General features: G+C 74.1%; 17 protein-coding genes. 13 read left to right on the forward strand and 4 right to left on the reverse strand.

Annotated elements, in window-relative coordinates; genetic code table 11:
- Nucleotides 1–228 precede the first annotated feature (228 nt).
- The 5 genes from ACFY0X_RS16770 to ACFY0X_RS16790 all read left to right on the forward strand — a co-directional run bounded on the left by ACFY0X_RS16770 (nt 229) and on the right by ACFY0X_RS16790 (nt 9160).
- Nucleotides 229–1227, forward strand: a complete 999-nt coding sequence (locus ACFY0X_RS16770) for an acetylxylan esterase (protein WP_387754934.1) — start codon at nt 229–231, stop codon at nt 1225–1227.
- Entirely contained in the window at nt 1224–2624 is a 1401-nt protein-coding gene (locus ACFY0X_RS16775; protein ID WP_387754936.1) for a GH1 family beta-glucosidase, read from the forward strand. The genes ACFY0X_RS16770 and ACFY0X_RS16775 overlap by 4 nt, the downstream gene beginning before the upstream one ends.
- On the forward strand, nt 2621–4903 hold the full coding sequence (gene yicI / locus ACFY0X_RS16780) for an alpha-xylosidase (protein ID WP_387754939.1): 2283 nt from the start codon (nt 2621–2623) through the stop codon (nt 4901–4903). Before ACFY0X_RS16775 ends, yicI begins: the two co-directional genes overlap by 4 nt.
- Nucleotides 4904–4990: 87 nt before the next feature.
- Nucleotides 4991–6976 carry a TIM-barrel domain-containing protein gene (locus ACFY0X_RS16785; protein WP_387754942.1) on the forward strand — a complete coding sequence of 662 codons (1986 nt, stop codon included), beginning with the start codon at nt 4991–4993 and terminating at the stop codon, nt 6974–6976.
- A 42-nt stretch (nt 6977–7018) separates the two neighbouring features.
- Nucleotides 7019–9160, forward strand: a complete 2142-nt coding sequence (locus ACFY0X_RS16790; protein ID WP_387754944.1) for an alpha-galactosidase — start codon at nt 7019–7021, stop codon at nt 9158–9160.
- 75 nt (nt 9161–9235) lie between these two features.
- Here ACFY0X_RS16790 and xylA read toward each other — a convergent pair whose 3' ends face one another.
- A complete protein-coding gene (gene xylA / locus ACFY0X_RS16795) occupies nt 9236–10408 on the reverse strand; it encodes a xylose isomerase (protein WP_387754947.1) in 1173 nt (390 codons plus the stop codon).
- Nucleotides 10409–10503: 95 nt separating this feature from the next.
- Between xylA and xylB the strand changes: the two genes are divergently transcribed.
- Both xylB and ACFY0X_RS16805 read left to right on the forward strand, forming a co-directional pair.
- Complete coding sequence (gene xylB / locus ACFY0X_RS16800; protein ID WP_387754950.1) at nt 10504–11934, forward strand: xylulokinase; 1431 nt, start codon at nt 10504–10506, stop codon at nt 11932–11934.
- A 69-nt stretch (nt 11935–12003) separates the two neighbouring features.
- Nucleotides 12004–13161 (forward strand): ROK family protein, encoded by a 1158-nt coding sequence (locus ACFY0X_RS16805; RefSeq protein WP_387755707.1) that lies wholly within the window; start codon nt 12004–12006, stop codon nt 13159–13161.
- Nucleotides 13162–13270: 109 nt separating this feature from the next.
- Here the strand turns inward: ACFY0X_RS16805 and ACFY0X_RS16810 are convergent, their stop codons facing one another.
- Entirely contained in the window at nt 13271–14605 is a 1335-nt protein-coding gene (locus ACFY0X_RS16810; protein ID WP_387755710.1) for a non-reducing end alpha-L-arabinofuranosidase family hydrolase, read from the reverse strand.
- Nucleotides 14606–14940: 335 nt separating this feature from the next.
- Between ACFY0X_RS16810 and ACFY0X_RS16815 the strand changes: the two genes are divergently transcribed.
- From ACFY0X_RS16815 to aspA, 4 genes are all read left to right on the forward strand, one after another.
- Nucleotides 14941–15669, forward strand: coding sequence for a FadR/GntR family transcriptional regulator (locus ACFY0X_RS16815; protein ID WP_387754953.1), 729 nt, complete (start codon nt 14941–14943; stop codon nt 15667–15669).
- Nucleotides 15666–17105 carry an amino acid permease gene (locus tag ACFY0X_RS16820; protein WP_387754956.1) on the forward strand — a complete coding sequence of 480 codons (1440 nt, stop codon included), beginning with the start codon at nt 15666–15668 and terminating at the stop codon, nt 17103–17105. Before ACFY0X_RS16815 ends, ACFY0X_RS16820 begins: the two co-directional genes overlap by 4 nt.
- Nucleotides 17106–17202: 97 nt before the next feature.
- Nucleotides 17203–18219, forward strand: a complete 1017-nt coding sequence (locus ACFY0X_RS16825; protein WP_387754959.1) for an asparaginase — start codon at nt 17203–17205, stop codon at nt 18217–18219.
- Between the two features lie 47 nt (nt 18220–18266).
- The gene (gene aspA, locus ACFY0X_RS16830) at nt 18267–19697 is read left to right on the forward strand and encodes an aspartate ammonia-lyase (RefSeq protein ID WP_387754962.1); all 1431 of its coding nucleotides are present in this window, start codon (nt 18267–18269) and stop codon (nt 19695–19697) included.
- Nucleotides 19698–19810: 113 nt separating this feature from the next.
- Here aspA and ACFY0X_RS16835 read toward each other — a convergent pair whose 3' ends face one another.
- Together ACFY0X_RS16835 and ACFY0X_RS16840 are read right to left on the reverse strand one after the other, a co-directional pair.
- The gene (locus ACFY0X_RS16835; protein ID WP_387754964.1) at nt 19811–20302 is read right to left on the reverse strand and encodes a universal stress protein; all 492 of its coding nucleotides are present in this window, start codon (nt 20300–20302) and stop codon (nt 19811–19813) included.
- Between the two features lie 4 nt (nt 20303–20306).
- The gene (locus ACFY0X_RS16840) at nt 20307–21563 is read right to left on the reverse strand and encodes an SLC13 family permease (RefSeq protein ID WP_387755713.1); all 1257 of its coding nucleotides are present in this window, start codon (nt 21561–21563) and stop codon (nt 20307–20309) included.
- A gap of 225 nt (nt 21564–21788) precedes the next feature.
- Here ACFY0X_RS16840 and ACFY0X_RS16845 point away from each other — a divergent pair, with 225 nt between their 5' ends.
- Complete coding sequence (locus tag ACFY0X_RS16845) at nt 21789–22358, forward strand: GNAT family N-acetyltransferase (RefSeq protein WP_387754967.1); 570 nt, start codon at nt 21789–21791, stop codon at nt 22356–22358.
- Between the two features lie 170 nt (nt 22359–22528).
- Complete coding sequence (locus ACFY0X_RS16850) at nt 22529–24268, forward strand: glycosyltransferase family 2 protein (RefSeq protein WP_387754970.1); 1740 nt, start codon at nt 22529–22531, stop codon at nt 24266–24268.
- Nucleotides 24269–24314: the final 46 nt, after the last annotated feature.

Below are 24314 nucleotides of genomic sequence, written 5' to 3' on the forward strand. Positions count from 1 at the left end.
CCCACGCCGTGCGCGGGGCGCGCCCGGGCGAGTGCGGGCGGGCCGCCTCCCGCTCCGCCCGGGGGGGGCCCCCCCCCCGCGGCCCCCCCCCGCGGGGGGGGGCCCCCCCCCCGGGGGCCCCCCACCCCCGTGCGATCCCGCACCCCGCCGCCCGGCGGCAGCCCCGGCCCCGGTGCCGCCGCCCCACACCACCGCACCCCCTCATCGCCCCATCCGGAGGAACCCGCCATGCCGCACACCGATTTCGGCCTCGACGAGCTCGTCGGCTACCGGCCGGACCTGCCCGCCCCGGAGGACTTCGACGCGTTCTGGCGGCGCACCCTCGCCGAGGCCCGTTCGCACGGCGGGGTGGTCAAGGCCGATCGCGTCACCGCGCGGTACGGGCTGCGCACCGTCGAGGTCGACGACGTCCGGTTCCCCGGCTGGAACGGCGAGCCGGTGGCCGCCTGGCTGCTGCGCCCGCGCGGCGCGGTGGATCCGCTGCCGGTCGTCGTCAGCTACATCGGCTACTCCGGCGGCCGCGGGCTGCCCACCGAGCACCTGTTCTGGTCCGCCGCCGGCTACGCCCAGCTCGTCGTGGACAGCCGGGGGCAGGGCCACGACACCCCGGACACCGGCGCGGGCGACGGCACCCAGTGGGTCGGCGGCTTCATGACCCGCGGCATCGACTCCCCGGAGAACCACTACTACCGGCGGCTGATGACCGACTGCGTGCGCGCCGTGGACGCCGTCGCGGAACTGCCCGGCCTCGACACCGACCGGATCGTCCTGGCCGGCGGCAGCCAGGGCGGCGGCCTGGCCCTCGCCGTCGCCGGGCTCGCCGGTGACGGGGTGGCCGCGGTGATGCCCGACGTCCCGTTCCTGTGCCACTACCGCGAGGCCGCGCAGATCGCCCTGGAGGGCCCGTACCAGGAGCTCGTCAGCTACCTGCGCTGGCACAGCCGGCACCGCGTGCAGTCGGCCTTCGACACCCTCGACTACTTCGACGGCATCCACTTCGCCCGGCGGGCCACCGCACCGGCGCTGTTCAGCGTCGGCCTGATGGACCCGGTCTGCCCGCCCCGGACGGTCTACGCCGCCTTCAACCGCTACGCGGGCGAGGACCGCACCATGACCGTCTGGCCGTTCGCCGACCACGGCGGCGGCTACGCCTCCAACCCGCCCGCCCAGCTCGACTGGCTGCGCGAGCGCGGGCTGGGGCCGGAGCCGCGCGGGGCGGGCGCATGATCGCCCCGGCCTTCCCCCAGCTGCCGCCGGGCTTCCGGTTCGGCGCCGCCACCGCCGCCTACCAGATCGAGGGCGCCCACGAGGAGGACGGGCGCGGCCCGTCCATCTGGGACACCTTCAGCCACACCCCGGGCCGTACCCTCGGCGGCGCCACCGGGGACACCGCCTGCGACCACTACCACCGCTACCCCGAGGACGTCGCCCTGCTTCGCGAGCTCGGCGTCGACGGCTACCGCTTCTCGATCGCCTGGTCGCGCCTGCTGCCGCGGGGCACCGGCCCGGTCAACGCCAAGGGCCTGGACTTCTACGACCGGCTGATCGACGAACTGCTGGCCGCCGGGATCGCCCCCGCCGCCACCCTCTACCACTGGGACCTGCCGCAGGCCCTGGAGGACCGGGGCGGCTGGCGGGTGCGGGAGACGGCGGAGGCGTTCGCCGAGTACGCCGCCGTCGCCGCCGACCGCTACGGGGACCGGGTCGAACGCTGGATCACCCTCAACGAGCCCTTCTGCTCCGCCTTCGTCGGCTACGCCGAGGGCCGGCACGCACCCGGCGCCCGGGAGGGCCGCGGGGCGCTCGCGGCCGCCCACCACCTGCTCGTCGGCCACGGCCTGGCCGTACGGGAGCTGCGCACCGCCGGCGCCCGCGACGTCGGCATCACGCTCAACCTCGACCGCCTGCACCCCGCCTCCGGCCGCCCCGAGGACCTCGCCGCCCTGCGCCGGGCCGAGGTCCTGCACAACGAGGTCTGGACGGAACCGCTGTTCGCCGGGCGCTACCCCGAGCACGAGGAGGAGACCTGGGCGGGCCTGGCGGACGGCGACTGGCGGCGCCCGGGCGACCTCCGACTCATCGGCGCCCCCCTGGACTTCGTCGGCATCAACTTCTACCGGCCGGTCACCGTCGAAGCCGCCCCGCACCGCGAGCCCGACCCCGAGAAGCGCACCGCCACGGACATCGGCGTCACCGAACCGAACCCGTACGGCACCCGGCTGACCACCATGGGCTGGCCCGTCGTCCCGTCCGCGTTCACCGAGCTGCTCCGCGACATCGACGCCCGCTACCCGCGGCTCCCGCCGCTCTGGATCACCGAGAACGGCTCCGCCGAGGCCGACAGCGTCACCCCCGACGGCCGGATCCACGACGCCGAGCGCGTCGACTACCTGGCCGGCCACCTCGCCGCCGTCGCCGACGCCGTCACCGCCGGCGTCGACGTCCGCGGCTACTACGTCTGGTCCCTGCTGGACAACTTCGAGTGGGCCCGCGGCTACGAGCAGCGCTTCGGCCTCGTCCGCGTCGACTACGACACCCTGACCCGAACCCCCAAGGACAGCTACCACTGGTACCGGGGCCTGATCACCGCGCACCGAGCGCGGACGGAGGAATCCGCCCGATGAAGTTCACCGACGGCTACTGGCTGATGCGCCCGGGCGTCACCGCGCGCTACGCCACCGAGGTCGCCGACGTCCGCGCCGATGAGCACCGGCTGACCCTCTACGCGCCCGTCAAGCACGTGCGCGGCCGCGGCGACACGCTCAACAGCCCGCTGCTGACCGTCGAGTGCTGGTCCCCGGCCGAAGGCGTGATCGGGGTGCGCGCCACCCACCACGCCGGCTCGGTGCGGGGCGGGCCGGAGTTCGCGCTGCCCGGTGCCGAGCAGGGCGGCGGCAAGGTGCGCCGGGACGGCGACGTGGTGGAACTCTGCGCCGGGGAGCTGTCCCTGCGGGTGGACACCTCGAAGCCCTGGCAGCTGGAGTTCACCGCCGGCGGCCGGGTGCTCACCACGGCCGGCGAGCGCGGCACCGGCTTCGTCACCGACGCGGACGGCCGCCACCACATGTTCGGGCAGCTCTCCCTGGGAGTCGGCGAGCTGGTCTACGGGCTGGGGGAGAGGTTCACCCCGTTCGTCCGCAACGGCCAGGTCGTGGACGTCTGGCAGGCCGACGGCGGCACCAGCAGCGAGCAGGCGTACAAGAACGTCCCGTTCCACCTGACCAACCGGGGCTACGGGGTGTTCGTCAACCACCCCGGCAAGATCAGCTACGAGATCGGCTCCGAGTCCGTCGGCCAGGTGCAGTTCAGCGTCGAGGACCAGTCGCTGGAGTACTTCGTCGTCCACGGCCCGACCCCCAAGCAGATCCTGGAGCGCTACACGGCCCTGACCGGGCGCCCCGCGCTGCCCCCGGCCTGGGCGCTGGGCCTGTGGCTGACCACCTCCTTCACCACCGACTACGACGAGGCCACCGTCAACCGCTTCGTCGGCGGCATGGCCGAACGCGGCATCCCGCTGAGCGTGTTCCACTTCGACTGCTTCTGGATGCGCGGGTACCAGTGGAGCGACTTCCGCTGGGACGAGGACACCTTCCCGGACCCGGCGGGCATGCTCGCCAGGCTCAAGGCACAGGGACTGCGCGTCAGCCTGTGGATCAACCCGTACATCGCGCAGAAGTCGGAGCTGTTCGCCGAGGGCATGCGCGAGGGCTACCTGGTGCGCCGCCCGGACGGCGGCGTCTGGCAGTGGGACCTGTGGCAACCGGGCATGGCCCTGGTCGACTTCACCAACCCCGCCGCCCGCGACTGGTACACCGGCAGGCTGCGCGCCCTGCTGGACATCGGCGTGGACTGCTTCAAGACCGACTTCGGCGAGCGCATCCCCACCGAGGTGGTCTGGCACGACGGCTCCGACCCGGAGCGGATGCACAACTACTACACCCAGCTCTACAACCAGGCCGTGTTCGAGCTGCTCCGCGAGGAGCGCGGGGAGGGCGAGGCGCTGCTGTTCGCCCGCTCCGCCACCGCGGGCGGCCAGCAGTACCCGGTGCACTGGGGCGGCGACTGCGAATCGCACTTCAACGCGATGGCGGAGTCGCTGCGCGGCGGACTCTCCCTCGGCCTGTCCGGCTTCGGCTTCTGGAGCCACGACATCGGCGGCTTCGAGGGCACCCCGACCCCCGCCGTCTTCAAGCGCTGGGCCCAGTTCGGCCTGCTCTCCTCGCACAGCCGGCTGCACGGCAGCAAGTCCTACCGGGTGCCGTGGGACTTCGGCGAGGAGGCCGTCGAGGTCACCCGCGAGTTCACCCTGCTCAAGCACCGGCTCGCGCCCTACCTCCAGCGCGCGGCGCAGCAGGCCCACGCGACCGGCGTCCCGGTGATGCGCGCGATGGTGCTGGAGTTCCCGGACGACCCGGCCGCCGCCACCCTCGACCGGCAGTACCTGCTCGGCGACGACCTGCTCGTCGCCCCGGTCTTCACCGACGACGGCACGGTCGAGTACTACGTGCCCGAGGGCACCTGGACCAACGTCCTCACCGGCGACCAGGTGACCGGCCCGCGCTGGGTGCGCGAACAGCACGACTTCCACACCCTCCCGCTGCTCGCCCGCCCCGACTCCGTCATCCCCTTCGGCGCGGACGACCGGCGCCCGGTCTCCGCCTGGGCCGAGGGCGTCGAACTCCGGGTGCACGCCTTCGCCGACGGCGCCGAACGCACCGTCGTCATCCCCCGCACCGAAGGCGCCGGCGAGGCCGCCCGCTTCCACCTGCGCCGCACCGGCGACCGGCTGACGGTGACCACCGACAGCCCGCACCCCTGGCAGCTCCGGACCGGCGGCCCGGACGGGGCCCTGCACGTCTGCCCGGCCGGCACGTACGAGGCCGAGCTGCCCCACCCGGTCTGAGGCCGGCCGGCCGCCGGAGCCCACCCCCGGGCGTACGGCCCTCGGAGATCCCCGCCCCCGCCCGCCACCCGAACAGAGGAACCACCCTTGACCTACACCATCCGCGCGGGCGGCCTGGAACGGCACACCCCCGCAGAAGTCCTGCGGATCGAGCCCTGGGGACCGGACGCACTGCGGGTGCGCGCCGCGTCCGGGACGATCGACCCCGCCGCCCCGGGCGCCCTGGAGGGCCCCGAGCCCTGCCCGCAGGCCGAAGCGTCCGTCTCGCAGGACGGCTCCGCCCGCCTGGTCAACGGCCGCATCGCCGTCGAGGCCACGGCGCACGGCCGGCTGAGGTTCCTCGACACCGCCTCGGGCCGCGAACTCCTCGCCGAGCGCAGCCCGCACGCGCACCACGCCGACTGCCGCGTCCACGCGGCGGGCGGCCGGACGGAACAGTCCTTCCAGGCCTACGACGGCGAACGCCTGCACGGCCTGGGGCAGCACCTGCACGGGCGCCTGGACCAGAAGGGCTGCGTGATCGACCTCGTCCAGTCCAACACCGTGGCCGCCGTCCCCTTCCTGCACTCCTCGCGCGGCTACGGACTGCTGTGGAACAACCCCGCCACCGGCCGCGTCGAACTGGGCGCCGACGCCACCCGGTGGACCGCCGACGCCGGCGGGCGCATCGACTACTGGATCACCGCCGGCGACACCCCGGCCCGGATCCTGGACTCCTACACCCGGGCCACCGGCCGCCCGCCGCTGCTCCCCGAGTGGGCCTCCGGCTTCTGGCAGTCGAGGCTCCGCTACCGCACCCAGGACGAACTCCTGGCGGTGGCACGGGAGTACCGGGAGCGCGGCCTGCCGCTGTCGGTGATCGTCTGCGACTTCTTCCACTGGCCGAGGATGGGCGACTGGCGCTTCGAGGCGAGCGAGTGGCCCGATCCCGCCGCCATGGTCAAGGAACTGTCGGAGCTCGGGGTGAAGCTCGCCGTGTCGGTGTGGCCCACCGTGGAGCCCGGCAGTGACACCCACGACGAACTGCGGTCGGCCGGGCACCTGGTGAGGGAGGCGGACGGCGGCCTGCTCACCTTCCCGTGGCCGTCCCGGTACGGCGGGGACGCGCTGACCCGCCCCATGGCGTACTACGACGCCACCCACCCCGGGGCGCGCGCCGCGCTGTGGCGGCGGCTGAAGGACAACTACCGTTCGCCGGGGGTGGCGTGCTTCTGGCTGGACGCCTGCGAACCCGACCTGCCCCCGGACCGCGCCGACCGGGCGGTCTACGCGGCCGGGCCGGCCGCCGAGGCCGCGAACCTCTACCCGCTGGAGCACGTCCGGGGGGTCGCCGACGGCCTGCGCGCGGAGGGCGAGGACCGGCCGCTGTCGCTGATCCGCTCGGCCTGGGCGGGCAGTCAGGCCCACGGGGCCCTGCTGTGGTCCGGCGACATCCCCACGACCTTCGACTCGCTCGGGCGCCAGATCAGGGCGGGGCTGAACGTCGCGATGAGCGGCATCCCGTGGTGGACCACCGACATCGGCGGCTTCTTCGGCGGCGACCCGGACGACCCGGCGTACCGCGAGCTGCTGATCCGGTGGTTCCAGTACGGCACGTTCAGCCCGGTCACCCGGCTGCACGGGGACCGCGAGCCCAACTTCCCCGCCTTCGCCACCGACATGACTGGTGGGCCGAACGAGATCTGGTCGTACGGGGAGGAGGCGTACGGCATCCTCCGCGACCACCTGGTGCTGCGCGAGCGCCTGCGCCCGTACCTGAGGAGCCTGTCCGAGGAGGCCCACCGCACCGGCGCCCCGCCGATGCGTCCGCTGTTCTTCGAGTTCCCCGAGGACGTGCGCGCCTGGGAGGTGGACGACCAGTTCCTGCTCGGCCCCGACGTGCTGGTGGCACCCGTGTACGAGGCGGGCGTCCGGGCCCGCCGGGTGTACCTGCCCTCGGGTGCCCGCTGGCTCGACCCGGTCACCGGCCGGGTGCTGGAGGGCGGCAGGACGCTGGACGCGCCGGCCCCGCTGGAACGCGTCCCGGTCTTCGTGCGGGACGGGGCCGACGTCGCGGACCGGCTGACCCCGTAGGCCGCGCCGGCCAGTACTGGACCACTCCCGAACGAGGATGAGATGACCGATGCGAACGTCGTCGTACTGACGGCCGGTGACGCGGCCCTCGCGCTGGACACCGCCGGCCCCGGGATGCCCCGGGTGCTGCACTGGGGCGTCGATCCCGGCTTCCGGGCCGGCGACGCCGCGCAGGTGCTCGACGCCATGGGCCGGGCCCCGGACCACCGGGCCGGCAGCCTGATGCCGTCCCAGGGACAGGGCTGGTTCGGACGGCCGGCCCTGGCAGGGCACCGCGAGGGCCGGGTCCGCCCCCCGCGTTTCGAACTCGCCGAACCGGTCGGCCTGCGCGCCGTCCGGGACGGCCGGGGCGGCGCCGTCCACGTGCGGGCCCTGGACCGGGGCGCGGGGCTCGCGCTGGACACCGAGTTGCAGATGACGGAGCACGGCGTGGTGCGGCTGCGCCACGCCCTGACCAACACGGCGACCGACGCCTACACCCTGGACGTCCTGGCGTGCGTCCTCCCGGTGCCCGCCCACGCCGCGGAACTGCTGGACTTCGCGGGCCGCTGGGCCCGTGAGCGCTCCCCGCAGCGCGCCCCGCTGCGGCAGGGCGTGTGGTCGAGGGAGAGCCGGCGCGGCCGTACCGGCTTCGACGCCGGACTGCTGCTCGCCGGCACCGCGGGCTTCGGCTTCCGGCAGGGCCGGGTCTGGGGCGTGCACCCCGCCTGGAGCGGCAACCACGTCCAGTACGCGGAGCGGCTGGCGGACGGGACGACGGTCCTCGGCGGCGGCGAACTGCTGGACGCCGGCGAGATCCGGCTCGCGGAGGGCGAGTGCCACCGGACCCCGTGGGTGTACTTCGCGACCTCCGGCTCGGGCCTGGACGGGATCAGCCGCGGATTCCACGACATGCTCCGGGCCCGGCCCCGGCACCCGAACACCGCCCGGCCGGTCACCGCGAACATCTGGGAGGCGGTCTACTTCGACCACGACCCCGAACGGGTGCGCGCCCTCGCGCACACCGCGGCGGAGGTCGGCGTGGAGCGGTTCGTCGTGGACGACGGCTGGTTCCGGCACCGCCGCCACGACCGGGCCGGCCTCGGCGACTGGTACGTCGACGAGAAGGTGTGGCCCGACGGGCTCCGCCCGATCGCCGACCACGTCCACGGGCTCGGCATGCAGTTCGGCCTCTGGGTCGAGCCCGAGATGGTCAACCCCGACTCCGACCTGGCCCGCGCCCACCCCGACTGGTTCCTCGCCGACGCCGAACGCCTCCCGTTCGAGCAGCGCCACCAGCACGTCCTGGACGTCGCGAACCCCGACGCCTACGCCCATCTGCTGGAGCGGATCAGCACCCTGGTCGGGGAGGCGGGCATCGACTACCTCAAGTGGGACCACAACCGCGACCTGGCCGACGCCGTCCACGACGGCCGGCCCGGCGTGCACGCGCAGACCACGGCGGTCTACCGGCTGCTGGACGAACTGCGCGGCCGCCACCCCGGGTTGGAGATCGAGTCCTGCTCGTCCGGCGGGGCCCGCGCGGACCTCGGCATCCTGGAGCACACGGACCGGATCTGGGGATCGGACAACATCGACCCGGTCGAACGCCAGGCGATCCAGCGCTGGACCGGCCTCCTCCTGCCCTACGAGCTGATCGGCTCCCACGTCGGCTCCGCCCCCGCCCACATCAGCCACCGGGACACCACGCTCGCCTTCCGCTGCGCCACCGCCCTGTTCGGACACGCCGGCATCGAGGCCGACATCACGGCCTGGCCGGAGAGCGACCTGACCGCGCTCACCTCCTGGGTCGGCGCCTACAAGGAACTGCGGCCGCTGCTCCACGGCGGTGACGTGGTCCGCGCCGACCACCCCGACCCGGCAGCCTGGGTCCACGGGGTCGTCTCCCGGGACCGGGCCCACGCCGTCTTCGCCTACGTCCAGCTGGACACCTCCGTCGCCGAGAACGGCGCGCCCGTACGCCTGCCGGGCCTGGAGCCCGAGACCCGCTACGCGCTACGGGTGCGCCCCGAGCTCTCCTGCCCCGAGCACTCCTGGCCCGCCTGGGCCCGGCGGACGGCCGCGCTCACCCTGACCGGCCGGTACCTCGCCGAAGTCGGCCTCGCCGCCCCGGGCCTGACCAACCACCCCGGCCACGCACTGGTGGTCGAGGCACAGGCACAGCCACCCGCCGCGCGGGAGTGAACTCGACCTCCACGTCGACGACCGCCGCGGCCGGCGGCGAGCCACCGGGCTCGCCGCCGGCCGCGGCGGTCCCGGTCAGCGGGCGCCGAGGAGGTGGTCGAGGGCCAGCTGGTCGAGCTGCTCGAAGGCCATGCCGCGCGCGGCGGCGGCGTCGACGTCGAACTCCTCGAAGGCGGACGTGTCCGCGAGCAGCCCGGTCAGGCCGTCCTCGGCCGTGGGGAGGGCGAGTTCGGGCAGTCGGGAGGCGGCGAGCGCGGCTTGGACCTCCGGGTCGGCCCGGAAGGCGCGGGAGCGCTCCGCCAGCAGCAGGTAGTTGCGCATGCAGCCGGCCGCCGAGGCCCAGACGCCGTCGAAGTCCTCGGTGCGCGGCGGCTTGAAGTCGAAGTGCTTCGGGCCGTCGTAGCCGGCCGACTCCAGCAGGTCGACCAGCCAGAAGGCCTGCCGCAGGTCCCCCGCGCCGAACCGCAGGTCCTGGTCGTACTTGATGCCGGACTGGCCGTTGAGGTCGATGTGGAACAGCTTGCCGTGCCACAGGGCCTGGGCGATGCCGTGCGGGAAGTTGAGGCCCGCCATCTGCTCGTGGCCGACCTCCGGGTTGAGGCCGACCCGGTCGGGGCGCTCCAACTCGTTGATGAACGCCAGGGCGTGGCCGACGGTGGGCAGCAGGATGTCGCCGCGCGGCTCGTTGGGCTTGGGCTCGATCGCGAAGCGCAGGTCGTAGCCCTGCCGTTCGACGTACTCGCCGAGCAGGTCGAAGGCCTCCTTCAGCCGGTCGAGGGCGGTGCGCACGTCCTTGGCCGCGCCGGACTCGGCGCCCTCGCGCCCGCCCCAGGCGACGTAGACCGAGGCGCCGAGCTCGGCGGCCAGGTCGATGTTGCGGATGGTCTTGCGCAGCGCGTAGCGCCGCACGTCGCGGTCGTTGGCGGTGAACGCGCCGTCCTTGAAGACGGGGTGGGTGAACAGGTTGGTGGTGGCCATCGGCACCTTCAGCCCGGACGCGTCCAGGGCGGCGCGGAAGCGCTTGACCGCCTGCTCGCGCTCGGCCTCGCCCGCGCCGAACGGGATCAGGTCGTCGTCGTGGAAGGTGACGCCGTGGGCGCCGAGGGCGGCCAGCCGCCGGACCGTCTCGACCGGGTCGAGGGCGGGCCGGGTCGCGTCGCCGAACGGGTCGCGCCCCTGCCATCCGACGGTCCACAGGCCGAAGGTGAACTTGTGCGCGGGGGTGGGGACGAGCGGGTCGCTGGACATGGAGCGGCTCCGAATCGGGTGCGGAGGGTGTTTGTCAGGGCTCTCAACAAATTAGTATGCCGGGACGTCAAAAGGAACCCGCACCGGAGGAACACATGGCTGAGCAGCGTGTCGTGATCGGCGTCGACAGCTCGACCCAGGCCACCAAGGCCCTGGCCGTCGACATCGACACCGGCGAGGTGGTGGGGGAGGGCCGCGCCCGGCACACCGTCAGCACGGGCGCCGGCCGGGAGAGCGACCCCGAGCAGTGGTGGGAGGCGCTCGTCGAGGCCGCGGCACTCACCGGCTGGGCGGACCGCGCGGCCGCCCTCTCCGTCGCCGGCCAGCAGCACGGCCTCGTCACCCTCGACCGGGCCGGGCGCCCGGTGCGCCCGGCGCTGCTCTGGAACGACGTCCGGTCCGCGCCGCAGGCCGCGCGACTGCGCGACGCGCTCGGCGCGGCGGAGATCGCCCGCCGCACCGGCAGCGTCCCCACCGCCGCCTTCACCGCCGCCAAGTGGGCCTGGCTGCGCACCGACGAGCCCGCCGCGGCCGACCGCGTCGCGGCCGTCCGCCTTCCCCATGACTTCCTGACCGAACGGCTGACCGGCGAGGCCGTCACCGACCGGGGCGACGCCTCGGGCACCGGCTGGTGGGGCCCGGACGGGTACGACCGGGACGTCCTCGCCCGGATCGGCCTCGATCCCGGGCTGCTGCCCCGGGTCCTCGCGGCCGGCGCGCGGGCCGGCACCGTCCGTCCCGGACTGCCGCTGCGCGAGGGGGCGCCGGTGGCCACCGGCACGGGCGACAACATGGCGGCGGCCCTCGGGCTCGGCCTCCTGCCCGGGCAGCCGGTGCTCAGCCTCGGCACCTCCGGCACCGTCTACGCCGTCGGCCGGACGCGGCCCGCCGATCCGAGCGGCACCGTCGCCGGCTTCGCCGACGCCCTCGGGGGCTGGCTGCCGCTGGCCTGCACGCTCAACTGCACCCTGGCCGTCGACCGCTTCGCCGCCCTGCTCGGACGCGGCCGCGAGGAGGTCGAGGACGGCGGCACCGCGGTCGTCCTGCCCTACCTGGACGGCGAACGCACCCCGGACCTCCCCGGCGCGTCCGGCCTGGTCCACGGCCTGCGCCACGACACCACGCCCGGCCAGCTGCTCCAGGCCGCCTACGACGGCGCCGCCCACGCCCTGCTCACGGCGCTGGACGGCGTCCTGCTCGCGGGAGGCGAGGACCCCGGGGGCGACGAACCGCTGCTGCTGATCGGCGGCGGCGCCCGCGGCCGGGCCTGGCAGCGGACCGTCCTGCGGCTCTCGGGCCGGCCGGTCCAGGTGCCCGTCGCCCGGGAGCTGGTCGCGCTCGGCGCCGCCGCCCAGGCCGCCGCGCTGCTCACCGGAGAGCCCGCCGACGCGGTGGCGCGCCGCTGGCGCACGGCCGACGGCCCGGTGCTGGCAGCCGTCGAGAGGGACGACGACGCGCTCGAACGGATCGGGGATACCCTGCGTCGGGCCGGGGCCCTGCAGGGCGCGCCGGCCGAGGACCGGTAGGAGGGGCGCGTGACGGTGGCGATCAGGGCGGGCAAGGGGTCGGAAGGCGGACCGGCGTCGCAGCAGGACATGCGACGGCGGAACCTCTCACTGGTGCTCGGTGCGGTCGCCGGGCACAGCCCGCTCTCCCGCGCGGACGTCGCCGGGCGCGTCGGCCTGACCAGGGCGGCCGTCTCCTCCCTGGTGGACGAGCTGATCGGCCGCGGAGCGCTGACCGAGGCGGCGGCCACGGCCAGTGGACGGGTCGGCCGCCCCGGACGGGCGCTGGCCGTGAACGACCGGGGCCCGGCCGGGCTGGGCCTGGAGATCGGCGTCAGCCACCTCGGCGCGTGCGTGGTGGACCTGCGGGGCGAGCCCCGGGTGTGGCGCCGGGTCGAACGGCAGAACGCGGGCCGGCCGGCCGGGGAGGTCCTGACGGACGCCGCCGAGCTGGCGGCCGAGGCGCAGGCCGAGGCCGCGGCCCTCGGACTGCGCGTCGAGGGCCGCGTCCTGGCCGTCCCCGGGGTGGTGCCGAACGAACCGGCCGGGCTGGTCGAGCGCGCACCCAACCTCGGCTGGCGAGGCGTCCGGCCCGCCGACCACTGGCCCGACCCGGACACCGTGCCCGAGCCGGAGAACGAGGCCAACCTCGGGGCGCTGGCCGAGTACTGGAGCGCCGGACAGGCCGCGGAGACCTTCGTCCACGTCTCCGCCGGGGCCGGGATCGGCGCGGCCCTGGTCATCGACGGACGGCTGTTCCGGGGCGCCCGCGGCTTCGCCGGCGAACTCGGCCACCTCCCCGTCCGGCCGGACGGTGTCCGGTGCGCCTGCGGTGCCCGCGGCTGCCTGGAACAGTACGCGGGCGAGGCGGCGGTGCTGCGCGAGGCCGGCCTCGGGCGGCACCGCCCGGGCGACCCGGTCGCCGCGCTCGCCGAGCGGGCCGCCGCCGGACACGAGCCCACCCTGCGGGCGCTGGACGGTGCGGGGCGGGCCCTGGGCCTCGCCCTCGCCGCCGCGGTGGAACTCGTCGACCCGGACGGGCTCGTCCTCGGCGGCGCCTACGCCGAGCTCGCCGACTGGCTGCTGCCCTCCGTACGCGCCGAGTTGGCCGCCCGGGTCACCGTGCGGCCCTGGGCCCCGGAGGCGCTGCGCCCCTCGGCGCTGGGGCGGCGCGGCCCGCTGCTGGGCGCGGCGCTGACGACGGTGCGCCGGATCATGGCCGACCCCCTGCTGCTGTCCACCGGGTGACCGGAGGCCGGGGGCGAACGCCGGCTCCTTCCAGGCCCCACCGGGCCACGATGCGCGGGTGGCCGAGGTGTCGGCCACCCGCGCTCGCGGTCGTGGTGCGTCCGGCGGGTCAGCGCTGCAGGGTGAGGACGGCCGGCCGGTACGGCAGTTGCAGGTAGGGGGCGCCGTCGCTCCTGGGGTCCCTGCCCTGGTAGAGGAACTGCAGGCGGCAGGCGTCGACGGTCATGGTCTGGTCGGGGTTGTCGCGGACCAGGTCGCCGTGGCTGATGTCGTTGGTCCAGCCGGCGCCGCTGTTGGCCTTGCCCGCAAACGGGTTGCCCTCGGTGGCGGCCTGCGGGGTCCAGGTGCCGTTCAGGCTGGTGGCGGTGAAGGAGCGGAAGTAGCGCTGCTCGTTGGTGCCCCGGGCCTCGACGATCATCAGGTACTGGTTCTGGCCCTGGACCTTGTAGACCTGCGGGGCCTCGAAGAGGTTCTTCACGGTGTCGGTCATGACGGTGCTGTAGGAGGAGCCGAAGCTGCCCGGGAAGTTCCCGATCGGCATGCTCGCGCGGTAGATGCTGCCGTTGTCACCGGCGAAGAACAGGTACATGTTCCGGTCGTCGGCGATCAGGGTCGGGTCGATCGGGCCGCCGGTCGGGAGGCTGCCGGTGAACAGGTCCTGCGGCGCGGACCAGCCGTTGGGGTTGGTCGGGTCGCTGGACGTGCGGTAGCTGAAGGACCAGGAGGTGCCCCACCCCAGGGAGGCCAGCACCCAGACGTTCCTGGGCGCGAAGTAGAACAGCTGGGGCGCGACCGCGGACCGGGGCAGACCGGTCTGGGCGGCCGAGGCCATGTCCGACCAGTTGGTGAAGGGAGCGAACCCCATCGTGTTCCACGACGAACCGTCAGAGGTCGTGGCGTAGACCAGGTGCTTGCCGTTGTACGTCGTGGTGGTGAAGTCCTTCAGCGCGACCCACCCGTTCGCCGGCTGCGCCAGCGGTGCCGTCGACGTCCAGCGGTACGTCGACGGAAGGGCACAGGAGGTCGTGGACAGGCCGGTCCACCGCTGGTTGGCGGCGCCGGTGCAGTTCCAGAGCTGCACCGCCGTGCCGTTGGCGGTCCCGCCGCCCGAGACGTCCAGGCACAGCCCGGACTCGACGCCGACGATCGTGCCGTCGGCGTTCACCCGCCACTGCTGGTCGGCGCCGCCGCCGCACCCGCGGATCGCCACCCGGGTCCCGGCCGTGGTGGCGTGGCCCGGGGCCTCCAGGCACTTGTCGCCGTACACGGTCAGCTGACCGCTGTCCGTCGACGTCCACTGCTGGTTGGCCCCGCCCCAGCAGTCGTAGATCTGCAGGTTCGTGCCGTCGGTCCGGCTGGCACCCGGCACGTCGAGGCACCGGCCGGAGGCCGTACCGCGCACGGCGCCGGTGGTGGCCGCCTGAGCCGGGCCGGCGACGAGCATCGCCGCCAGGGCGGCCAGGGCCGCGACGGCGGCGGCGAGCACCGCGAACGGACGTGTGCGGGCGGAGCTTGATCTGTACACGGGATCGTCATCCTTGGGTGAGCGGCTCGGGTGGGGCAGGGAGGGCGGCGCGGAATGTTAGCGCTAACAAAATGCTGAAGCAGAGTCAGCGGTGGTAATGCGGGGTGGATTCCACGTTTATAGACCCGGCGCCTCGGCCGTGTCCAGAGACGTGCGAGCACCGTCTTCAGCCGACTTCCGCAAGCTGCGCCGCGAGCCGTTCCGTCCGGGCCGGTGTCTTGACACCGTGGCGCCGGTGCCCCGAGGATCGGCCCGTGAACCTGTCAGACAGCCAGACAGCTGGCATACCGCGGCGGATCAGCGCCACCGAAGCCGTGTTCGGCCACCTGCGCGGCGCGATCGAGCGCGGTGACTACGCGGTGGGCGACAAGCTCCCGTCCGAAGCGGAGCTGTGCCGGACCCTGGAGGTCAGCCGACCGGTGCTGCGGGAGGCGCTGCGGGCCCTGCAGGCCATGGGCCTGACCGTCTCCAGGACCGGCAAGGGCACCTTCGTCGTGGCGAACACGGTCGAGGACCCCACCTTCGGCGACTACGCGGCGAGTGACCTGCTGGAGGTGCGTCGGCACGTCGAGATCCCGGTCGCCGGGTACGCGGCGCTGCGTCGTACCCCGGGGGACCTGGACCACCTGGCCCACCTGCTCGACCGGATGGAGCGGGAGACCGACACCACCGCGTGGGTCGCGCTGGACACCGTCTTCCACCTGGCGGTGGCGGAGGCGGCCCAGAACCCCGTGTTCCGCCGGGTCATCGAGGAGATCCGTGACGCACTGGCGCGTCAGTCGACCTTCCTCAACGAGCTGGGCGGCCGGCGCGAGCAGTCCAACTGCGAGCACCGGGCCATCGTCGAGGCGCTGGTGGACGGTTCCGAGCACGACGCCGTCGAGGCGATGTCCCACCACCTCCACCGGGTCGAGACGACCCTCACCGACATCGTGCGCCCCAAGCGGGCGGACACCCCCACGGAAGGCAGATCCGAGGCGTGAGCGAGCAGTTCCTCAAAGACGAGAAGCGCCCCACGACCCGTCACGTCGATGCCGGGGACACCGGCTACAGCAAGTCCCTGAAACCCCGTCACGTCAACATGATCGCCATCGGCGGCGCGATCGGCACCGGCCTCTTCCTCGGCGCCGGCGGGCGCCTCGCCGACGCCGGCCCCTCGCTGTTCGTCGCCTACGCCGTCTGCGGCCTCTTCGCGTTCCTCGTCGTGCGCGCGCTCGGCGAACTCGTCCTGTACCGCCCGTCCTCCGGGGCCTTCGTCTCGTACGCCCGGGAGTTCCTGGGGGAGAAGGGCGCGTACACCGCGGGCTGGATGTACTTCCTCAACTGGGCGACCACCGGCATCGCCGACATCACCGCGGTGGCGACGTACACCCACTACTGGCACCTGTTCTCCAGCGTCCCGCAGTGGGTCATCGCGCTCATCGCCCTGGCCGTGGTGCTCACCGTGAACCTGGTCTCGGTGCGGTTCTTCGGTGAACTGGAGTTCTGGTTCGCCATCGTCAAGGTCGGCGCGCTGGTGGTCTTCATGGGCATCGCGATCTTCCTGATCGTCACCCGGCACCCGGTGGACGGCACCGTACCGGGACCGTCGCTGATCACCGACAACGGCGGCGTCTTCCCCCACGGGTTGCTGCCCATGTTGCTGATCATCCAGGGCGTCGTCTTCGCCTACGCCTCCGTCGAACTGGTCGGCGTCACGGCCGGGGAGACCGAGAACCCCGAGAAGATCATGCCGAAGGCGATCAACTCGATCATGTGGCGGGTGGGCCTCTTCTACGTCGGCTCGGTCGTCCTGCTCTCGATGCTGATGCCCTGGAACAGGTACTCCGCCGGCCAGAGCCCCTTCGTGACCGTGCTGTCCCACATCGGCGTCCCGGCGGCCGGCAGCGTGATGAACCTGGTCGTCCTCACCGCGGCCATGTCCTCGCTGAACTCCGGCCTCTACTCCACCGGCCGCATCCTGCGCTCGATGGCCGTGAACGGGTCCGCCCCGCGTTTCACCGCCCGGATGAGCCGCACCCAGGTGCCGTACGGCGGCATCCTGCTCACCAGCGGCATGTGCGTCCTGGGCGTCGGCCTCAACTTCGTGGTGCCCGCCGACGCGTTCGAGATCGTGCTCAACCTCGCGGCGATCGGCATCATCGCGACCTGGGCCATGATCATGGTCTGCCACCTCTTCTTCTGGCGGAAGACCCGGGCCGGCGAACTGGCCCGCCCGGCGTACCGCCTGCCCGGCTCCCCGTGGACCGAGCTCGTGACGCTGGCCTTCCTCGCCTCCGTCCTGGTCCTCATGTACGCCGACGGCGGCGCCGGACGCACCACCGTGCTGTGCGTGCCGCTGATCGCGGCCGCGCTCGTCGCCGGCTGGTACGCGATCCGGGGGCGCCTCGCGCGCGAAGCCGCCGGGACCGACGACTGAACCGGGCGGCGGCCCTCGGCGACGTGCGGACCGGTCCCGCCGTCGCCGAGGGCCGCCGGGACGGACTGGAAGCGACCCACCACCGATCGAGGCAGTGATGCACAGAAGTTCCCCGGCGGACGCTCCGGCGATCCGCGAACCCCACCACGTCCCCGTCGCCCACGTCACCCGCGGCGGCATGATCGAGGGCGTCCACCACGGCTCCGTCGTCGTCCTCGACGCGGACGGCGAGGTCCGGTTCCGGCTCGGTGACATCGAGGCGGCCTGCTATCCGCGGTCGGCGCTCAAGCCGGTCCAGGCCGTCGCCATGGTGCGGGCCGGGCTGCCGCTGGACGGCGAACTGCTCTCCCTCGCGACGGGCAGCCACTCCGGCGAGGAACGCCACCTCGCCGGCACCCGGCGGATCCTCGAACTGGCCGGCCTCACCGAGGACGACCTGCGCAACGTCCCGGACCACCCGTACGATCCGGCCGTCCGGGACACCTGGGTGCGAGGCGACCGCCCGCCGTCCCGGCTCGCCCAGAACTGCTCCGGCAAGCACGCCGCGATGCTCTACCTCTGCAAGCTCAACGGCTGGCCCCTGACCACCTACCTCGACCCCCGCCACCCGCTCCAGCGGGAGATCGCCGCCGTCGTCGAGGAGCTCACCGGCCGGCGTACCGCGCACACCAGCGTGGACGGCTGCGGCACCCCGCTGTTCGCGGTCTCCCTGCGCGGCCTCGCCCTCGCCGCCGCCCGCATCGCCGCCGCGGCGCCGGGGACCGCCGAGTTCCGGGTCGCGCAGGCGCTGCGCGGTCACCCGGAGATGGCCTCGGGCAGCGGACGGGACACGGCCGTGCTGATGCGCGCGGTGCCCGGACTGCTCGCCAAGGACGGCTTCGAGGGCGTCCAGATCGCCGCGCTGCCGGACGGCCGCGCCGTCGCCGTGAAGATCGCGGACGGGGCGAACCGGGCACGCGTCCCGGTGACGGCCGCCGCCCTGGCGCTGGCGGGAGTCGATCCCGCGCTGCTGGCGGACTGCGCCGGCGAGGCCACGGCCGGCGGCGGCCACCGCGTCGGCGAAGTCCGCCCGGTGCCGGCCCTGGCGCCGCAGGCCCGCGCCGCTTCGGCGTGACCGGTCCACGACCCCCGCACCCACCTCAGGAAGAGGACCCGCACACCATGACCGCCGCCACCCGCAGCGAGCACGACCTGCTCGGAGACCGGGACGTCCCCGCCGACGCCTACTGGGGCGTCCACACCCTGCGTGCCACCGAGAACTTCCCCATCACGGGCACGCCCATCTCCACGTACCCGCACCTGATCGACGCCCTGGCCGCCGTGAAGGAGGCCGCCGCCCTCGCCAACGAGGAACTCGGCCTGCTGGAGCCCCGCAAGGCCGCCGCGATCGTCGCCGCCTGCCGCGAGATCCGCGGCGGGACGCTGCACGACCAGTTCGTCGTGGACGTCATCCAGGGCGGCGCCGGCACCTCGACCAACATGAACGCCAACGAGGTCATCGCCAACCGGGCGCTGGAACTGCTGGGCCACGCCAGGGGCGAGTACCGGCACCTGCACCCCAACGAGGACGTCAACCTCGGTCAGTCCACCAACGACGTCTACCCGACCGCGGTCCGGATCGCGACCGTCTTCGCGGTGCGCGGCCTGCTCGACGCGATGGCCGTCCTCCAGGACGCGTTCGCCCGCAAGTCCGTCGAGTTCCGCGACGTGCTGAAGATGGGCCGCACCCAGTTGCAGGACGCCGTGCCGATGACGCTCGGACAGGAGTTCTCCGCCTTCGCGGTGATGCTCGACGAGGACCGCAGCCGGCTCGCCGAGGCGGTCGGGCTGATCCACGAGATCAACCTCGGCGCGACCGCGATCGGCACCGGCCTCAACGCCCCCGCCGGGTACGCCGAAGCCGCCCGGCGCCACCTCGCGGCCATCACCGGGCTGCCCCTCGTCACCGCGGCCAACCTGGTCGAAGCCACCCAGGACTGCGGCGCGTTCGTCCAGATGTCCGGCGTGCTCAAGCGCATCGCCGTCAAGCTCTCCAAGACCTGCAACGACCTGCGCCTGCTGTCGTCCGGGCCGCGGGCCGGACTGGGCGAGATCAACCTGCCGCCGGTGCAGGCCGGTTCGAGCATCATGCCCGGCAAGGTCAACCCGGTGATCCCGGAAGTCGTCAACCAGGTCGCCTTCGAGGTGATCGGCAACGACGTCGCCGTCACCATGGCCGCCGAGGCGGGCCAGCTCCAGCTCAACGCCTTCGAACCGATCATCCTGCACTCGCTCTCGGAGTCCGTCACCCACCTGCGCGCGGCCTGCCTCACCCTCGCCGAGCGCTGCGTGGTCGGCATCACCGCCAACACCGAGGCGCTGCGCGCGAGCGTCGAGAACTCCATCGGCCTGGTGACCGCCCTCAACCCGCACATCGGGTACACGGCCGCCACCGACATCGCCAAGGAGGCCCTGGCCAGCGGCCGGGGCGTGGCCGAACTCGTCCTGGAGAAGGGCCTGCTCCCGGCCGAGACGCTCAGGGCGCTGCTGCGGCCCGAGGTGCTCGCGGGCAGCGGTGTGCCCGAGGTGGTCGGCGGCGTGCCGGTGGCCTGAGCGCGGGCACCGTTCGCGAGCGCAGGACGAGCCGCCGTACCGGTCCCGGTGCGGCGGCTCGTCGCGTCCGGCCGGACGCCCCGCGCGGCGGCGCGGACCGGCGGCCGGTCGGGTCAGTGGTGGTGGTGCGGCGGGGGCGGGAGGGTGTCGGCGCCGGGTGCGGGTTCCGGCCAGACCAGCAGGACCGGGCAGGGCGCGTGGTCGACCACGAAGCGGGTCGCGAGGCCGAGGCTGTGCGGGCCGAGCCGGGTGCGGTCGCCGTCCCGGGCGAGGACCAGCAGCTCCGCGCCCTCGACGGCCGCGACGACCTCGCGTTCGACCCGTCCGGTGCGTTCCACGTGGGCGCAGGGGCGGCCGAGGCGCTCGGCCGCGGCGTCGAGCAGCTGTCGGGCGGAGGCCGCCGCCAGGGTCTCCACCCGGGTGCCGGGGTCCCGTTCGCGGTGGCCGCGGCCGAGCAGCCCGGCGAAGGCGCCGTGCGCCACGCCGGGCACCTCCTGGCCGCTGACGTGCAGCAGGACGATCTCGGCGCCCTGCGGCGCGTGCGCGCGGGCGGCGTCGACACAGGCGGGCCAGGTGCCTTCGGTGATCCAGACGACGACGGTCACGGTGTCAGCCTCCGAGGAGTCGTAGGGATGCCCACAGTGCCACCACGGCCGCCGCCAGGGCGGCGGGCACGACGAGCAGTCCGAGCCGGGTGAACTCGCCCAGGCCGATGTCGGTGTCGTGCTCGCGGACGATGCGCCGCCACAGCAGGGTGGCCAGGGAGCCGGCGTAGGTGAGGTTGGGGCCGATGTTCACCCCGAGCAGCACCGCCAGGACCGCGCCCGCACCGGACGGGACGGCCAGCGGCAGCAGCACCAGGGTGGCGGGCAGGTTGTTGATGACGTTCGCCAGCACCGCCGCCAGCGCCGCGACGCCGAGCAGGGCGGGCAGCGAGGTGCCGTGGGGGACGAGGTGCCCGAGCGCGGAGGCCAGCCCGTTGTCCACGACGGCCCGGACCACGATGCCGAGCGCCAGCACGAAGGCCAGGAACGGCACGGCGGCCGAGCGCACGATCGCCACCGGGGTGGTGCGGCGCCGGACCAGGGCCCGGACGGCGAGCACGAGCGCTCCGGCCAGCGCCGCCCAGGCCGGATCGACGCCGACGACCGAGGTGAGGACGAACCCGGCGAGCGTGCAGGCGACGGTGACGAGCGCGAACAGCGGCGTCTCCGGCGCCGTCACCTCGTCCGCGGTCGGGGCGCCCGCGTCCAGGTCGGCGGCGAAGAACCGGCGCAGCACCAGGTACTCGACGGCGATGGCCGCCACCCACGGCAGCGCCATCAGCGCGGCGAACCGGGTGAAGCTCAGCCCGCTGGCGGCGAAGGCCAGCAGGTTGGTGAGGTTGGAGACCGGCAGCAGCAGCGACGCGGTGTTCGACAGGTGGGTGCAGGCGTACAGGTGCGGCTTGGGCCGGGCGCCCAGCCGGGCCGCGGTGACGAACACCACCGGCGTCAGCAGCACCACGGTGGCGTCCAGGCTGAGCACCGCCGTGACCACCGAGGCGACCGCGAACACCTGCGCCAGCAGCCGCCGCGGGCTCCCGGCCGACGTCCGCGCCATCCACGCCCCGCAGGCGCGGAACAGGCCCTCGTCGTCGCACAGCTGCGCCAGCACCAGCACGGCCGCCAGGAACCCGATCACCGGCCCGAGCCGCTGCGCCTCGGCCACCGCGTGGTCCCAGGAGATCGCCCCGACGGCCACCACCAGCCCGGCCGCCGGGACGGCGACCACGGCCTCCGGCCAGCCCCACGGCCGCACCACGGCGCAGACCAGCACCAGCACCAGCAGCCCGATGGACAGCGCTTCCGCGGATGACGTACTCAGGGTCTCGCTCCTCGCAGGTGACGGTGCCCACCTGCTCCGTCGACATACGGGTGGGCCGGTAGGAATGTACCGGTTGCGACGGCGTGACCAGGGGCGGCACGGGGAGCGGGGCCGGAGAGCGTCGGGGCGCTCCGGGCCGGTTCCGGGTGTGCCCGGCGCGCTGTGGCACGATGCCCGCGGGCCGGCCACCACGGGCGGCCCTCCGCAGGTGAGGAGAGGACAGCCATGACCGAGACCGCCGCCGAATCCACCGGGCCCGCCGGGGAGCCCGTGTTCCGGCCCGCCGTGCCCGCCGACGTCCCGGCGCTGGTCGCGCTGGTCGAGTCGGCCTACCGGGGTGACGCCAGCCGGGCCGGGTGGACCACCGAGGCGGACCTGCTGGACGGCCGGCGCACCGACTCGGAGGCCGTCACGGCGGCCGTGGGCCACCCCGAGGGCCTGGTGGTGCTGGCCGAGCGGGACGGCGAACTGCTCGCCTGCTGCCAGCTGGAACGGCGCGGCGAGCGGGCGTACTTCGGCATGTTCTCGGTGCGCCCCGGGCTGCAGGGCGGCGGGATCGGCCGGGCCGTGCTGGCCGAGGCGGAGCGGGTGGCCGCCGAGGAGTGGGGCGTCGGCGCGATGGAGATGACGGTGATCGAGCAGCGCGCCGAGCTGATCGCCTGGTACGAGCGGCGCGGCTTCCGGCGCACCGGGGAGTTCAGCCCGTTCCCGTACGGCGACGAGCGGTTCGGCATACCGCTGCGGCCGGACCTCCGGTTCGCCCACCTGGTCAAGGAGTTGAAGGCGGCCGGGTGAGCACCGGGCGCCTGCCGACCGGCCCGGTTTCCGCAGGTGACGCCCTGTCAAGTCGCTGAGCTGGGGCGATGCGGAGATGTCACACCTCGTTCATTATTGGTCTAGGCCAATGTGAGAAGCTGAGCGCGAACGGCCACGTTCCGTCCGCTGCCCAGGGGGGCCATTTCCGCATGCCCGTTCTCCATGGCACCGCCATGCCCGCACCCGACACCGGTCCGCGCCGGACACCCGCGGACCCCGACGACCACCGCCTGCCCAGCCCGCCCGACGACGAGGAGCTCTACTGGTACTTCGGCCCGCAGCGCCGCTGGGTGCTGCTCTGCGCCACCCTCTCCTACGCGGGAGCCACCGCCACGCTCGGCCTGTTCGCCCTCAGCAAGCCGCTGCTCTGGCCGTTCCTGGTGCTCACCGTGCTCAACGCGGCCACCTGGCTGCTCTCGCTCACCGACGGCCAGCGCGCCCGGCGCTTCACCCGCGACTCGCACGACCTGCTGCTGCGCGCCTGGAGCCCGGCCCGCGCCCCGAGCGTGGACCTGCTGCTGCCGACCGCCGGCGAACCGCTGGCCGTCCTGGACAACGCCTACCGGCACACCGCGGCCGTCCGGTGGCCCGGTGAGCTGACCGTCCTGGTCCTCGACGACGCCGGCCGCCCGGAGGTGCGCCGACTCGCCGAGTCCTACGGATTCCAGTACCGCGCCCGCCCCGACCGGGGCCGGTTCAAGAAGGCCGGCAACCTCAACCACGGCCTGGCCGAGGGCACCGGCGAGGTCGTCGCCGTCCTGGACGCCGACTTCTGCCCCCGCCCCGACTTCCTGCACCACCTGGTGCCCTACCTCGACAACCCCGGGGTCGGCATCGTGCAGAGCCCGCAGTGCTTCGACACGGACGCCGACATGTCCTGGCTCGAACGCGCCGCGGGAGCCACCCAGGAGATCTTCTACCGCTGGATCCAGCCCTCCCGGGACGCGCAGGACGGCACCGTCTGCTGCGGCACCAACGCCCTGTACCGCCGCGCCGCCCTGCAGCGGATCGGCGGCTTCGCCGAGATCGACCACAGCGAGGACCTCTACACCGGCCTCGCCCTCGCCCGCGCCGGATGGGCCACCCGCTACGTCCCCGCGCTGGTCGCCAAGGGCATGTCGCCCACCGGACTGCCCGCCTTCATCAGCCAGCAGTACCGCTGGTGCCTCGGCTCCCTGGCCCTGGTCCGCGACCCGGACTTCCGCAAGGGGCCGCTGCCCAGGTCCGCCCGGCTCTGCTTCTGGAACGGCATCCTCGGCTACGTCACCAGCGCGGTGAACGTCTTCGCCGTGCCGCTGCCCGCCCTGATCATGCTGTTCTTCCGGCCGGAGGAGATCCAGCCCTGGCAGGTGCTGCCGTTCCTGCCGCCGATCTGGGTCGCCCTGGTGCTGCTGCCCGCGATGTCCCGCACCCGCTGGCGCTTCGAGGTCACCCGGGTCCAACTCCTCGGCGGGCTCTGCCACGTGGTCGCCATCGCGCACGCGCTGCGCCGCCGCTCCGCCGACTGGGTGCCCACCGGCGCCGTGTCCGGCGGCAGTTCGCTCGCCCGTACCGTCGCCCGGATCGGGGTCGGCTGGCTGGGGTTCGTCGTCCTCGCGGGCGTCGCCGGACTGGTCCGGGCAGCGCTGCTGTACGGCTGGCAGCCCTACTGGGCGCTCGCCGGGCTGCTCGCGCTCACCGCGTACACCATGGTCCCGCTGATCCGGGAGCTGTGGCCGCTGCTGAACGGGGCCGGGGGCGGCAAGGGCGCCGCCGTCGGAGAGGTCGCCGCGCCCGCCCGGGGCCGCTCCGACCTCGGGTTCGGCCGGGCCGAGGCCGTCGCCGTCACCGCCGTCCTGCTGCTGTGCGGACTGCTGGCCTCCGGCTGGGCCGATCCGCTGATGTTCTGACCTGCCGTCAGTTCCGATCCACCGCTCGATCGTTGCGTTTCCTTGC

Origin of the sequence: Kitasatospora sp. NPDC001547, from assembly GCF_042894165.1 — a bacterium.
Classification (GTDB): domain Bacteria; phylum Actinomycetota; class Actinomycetes; order Streptomycetales; family Streptomycetaceae; genus Kitasatospora.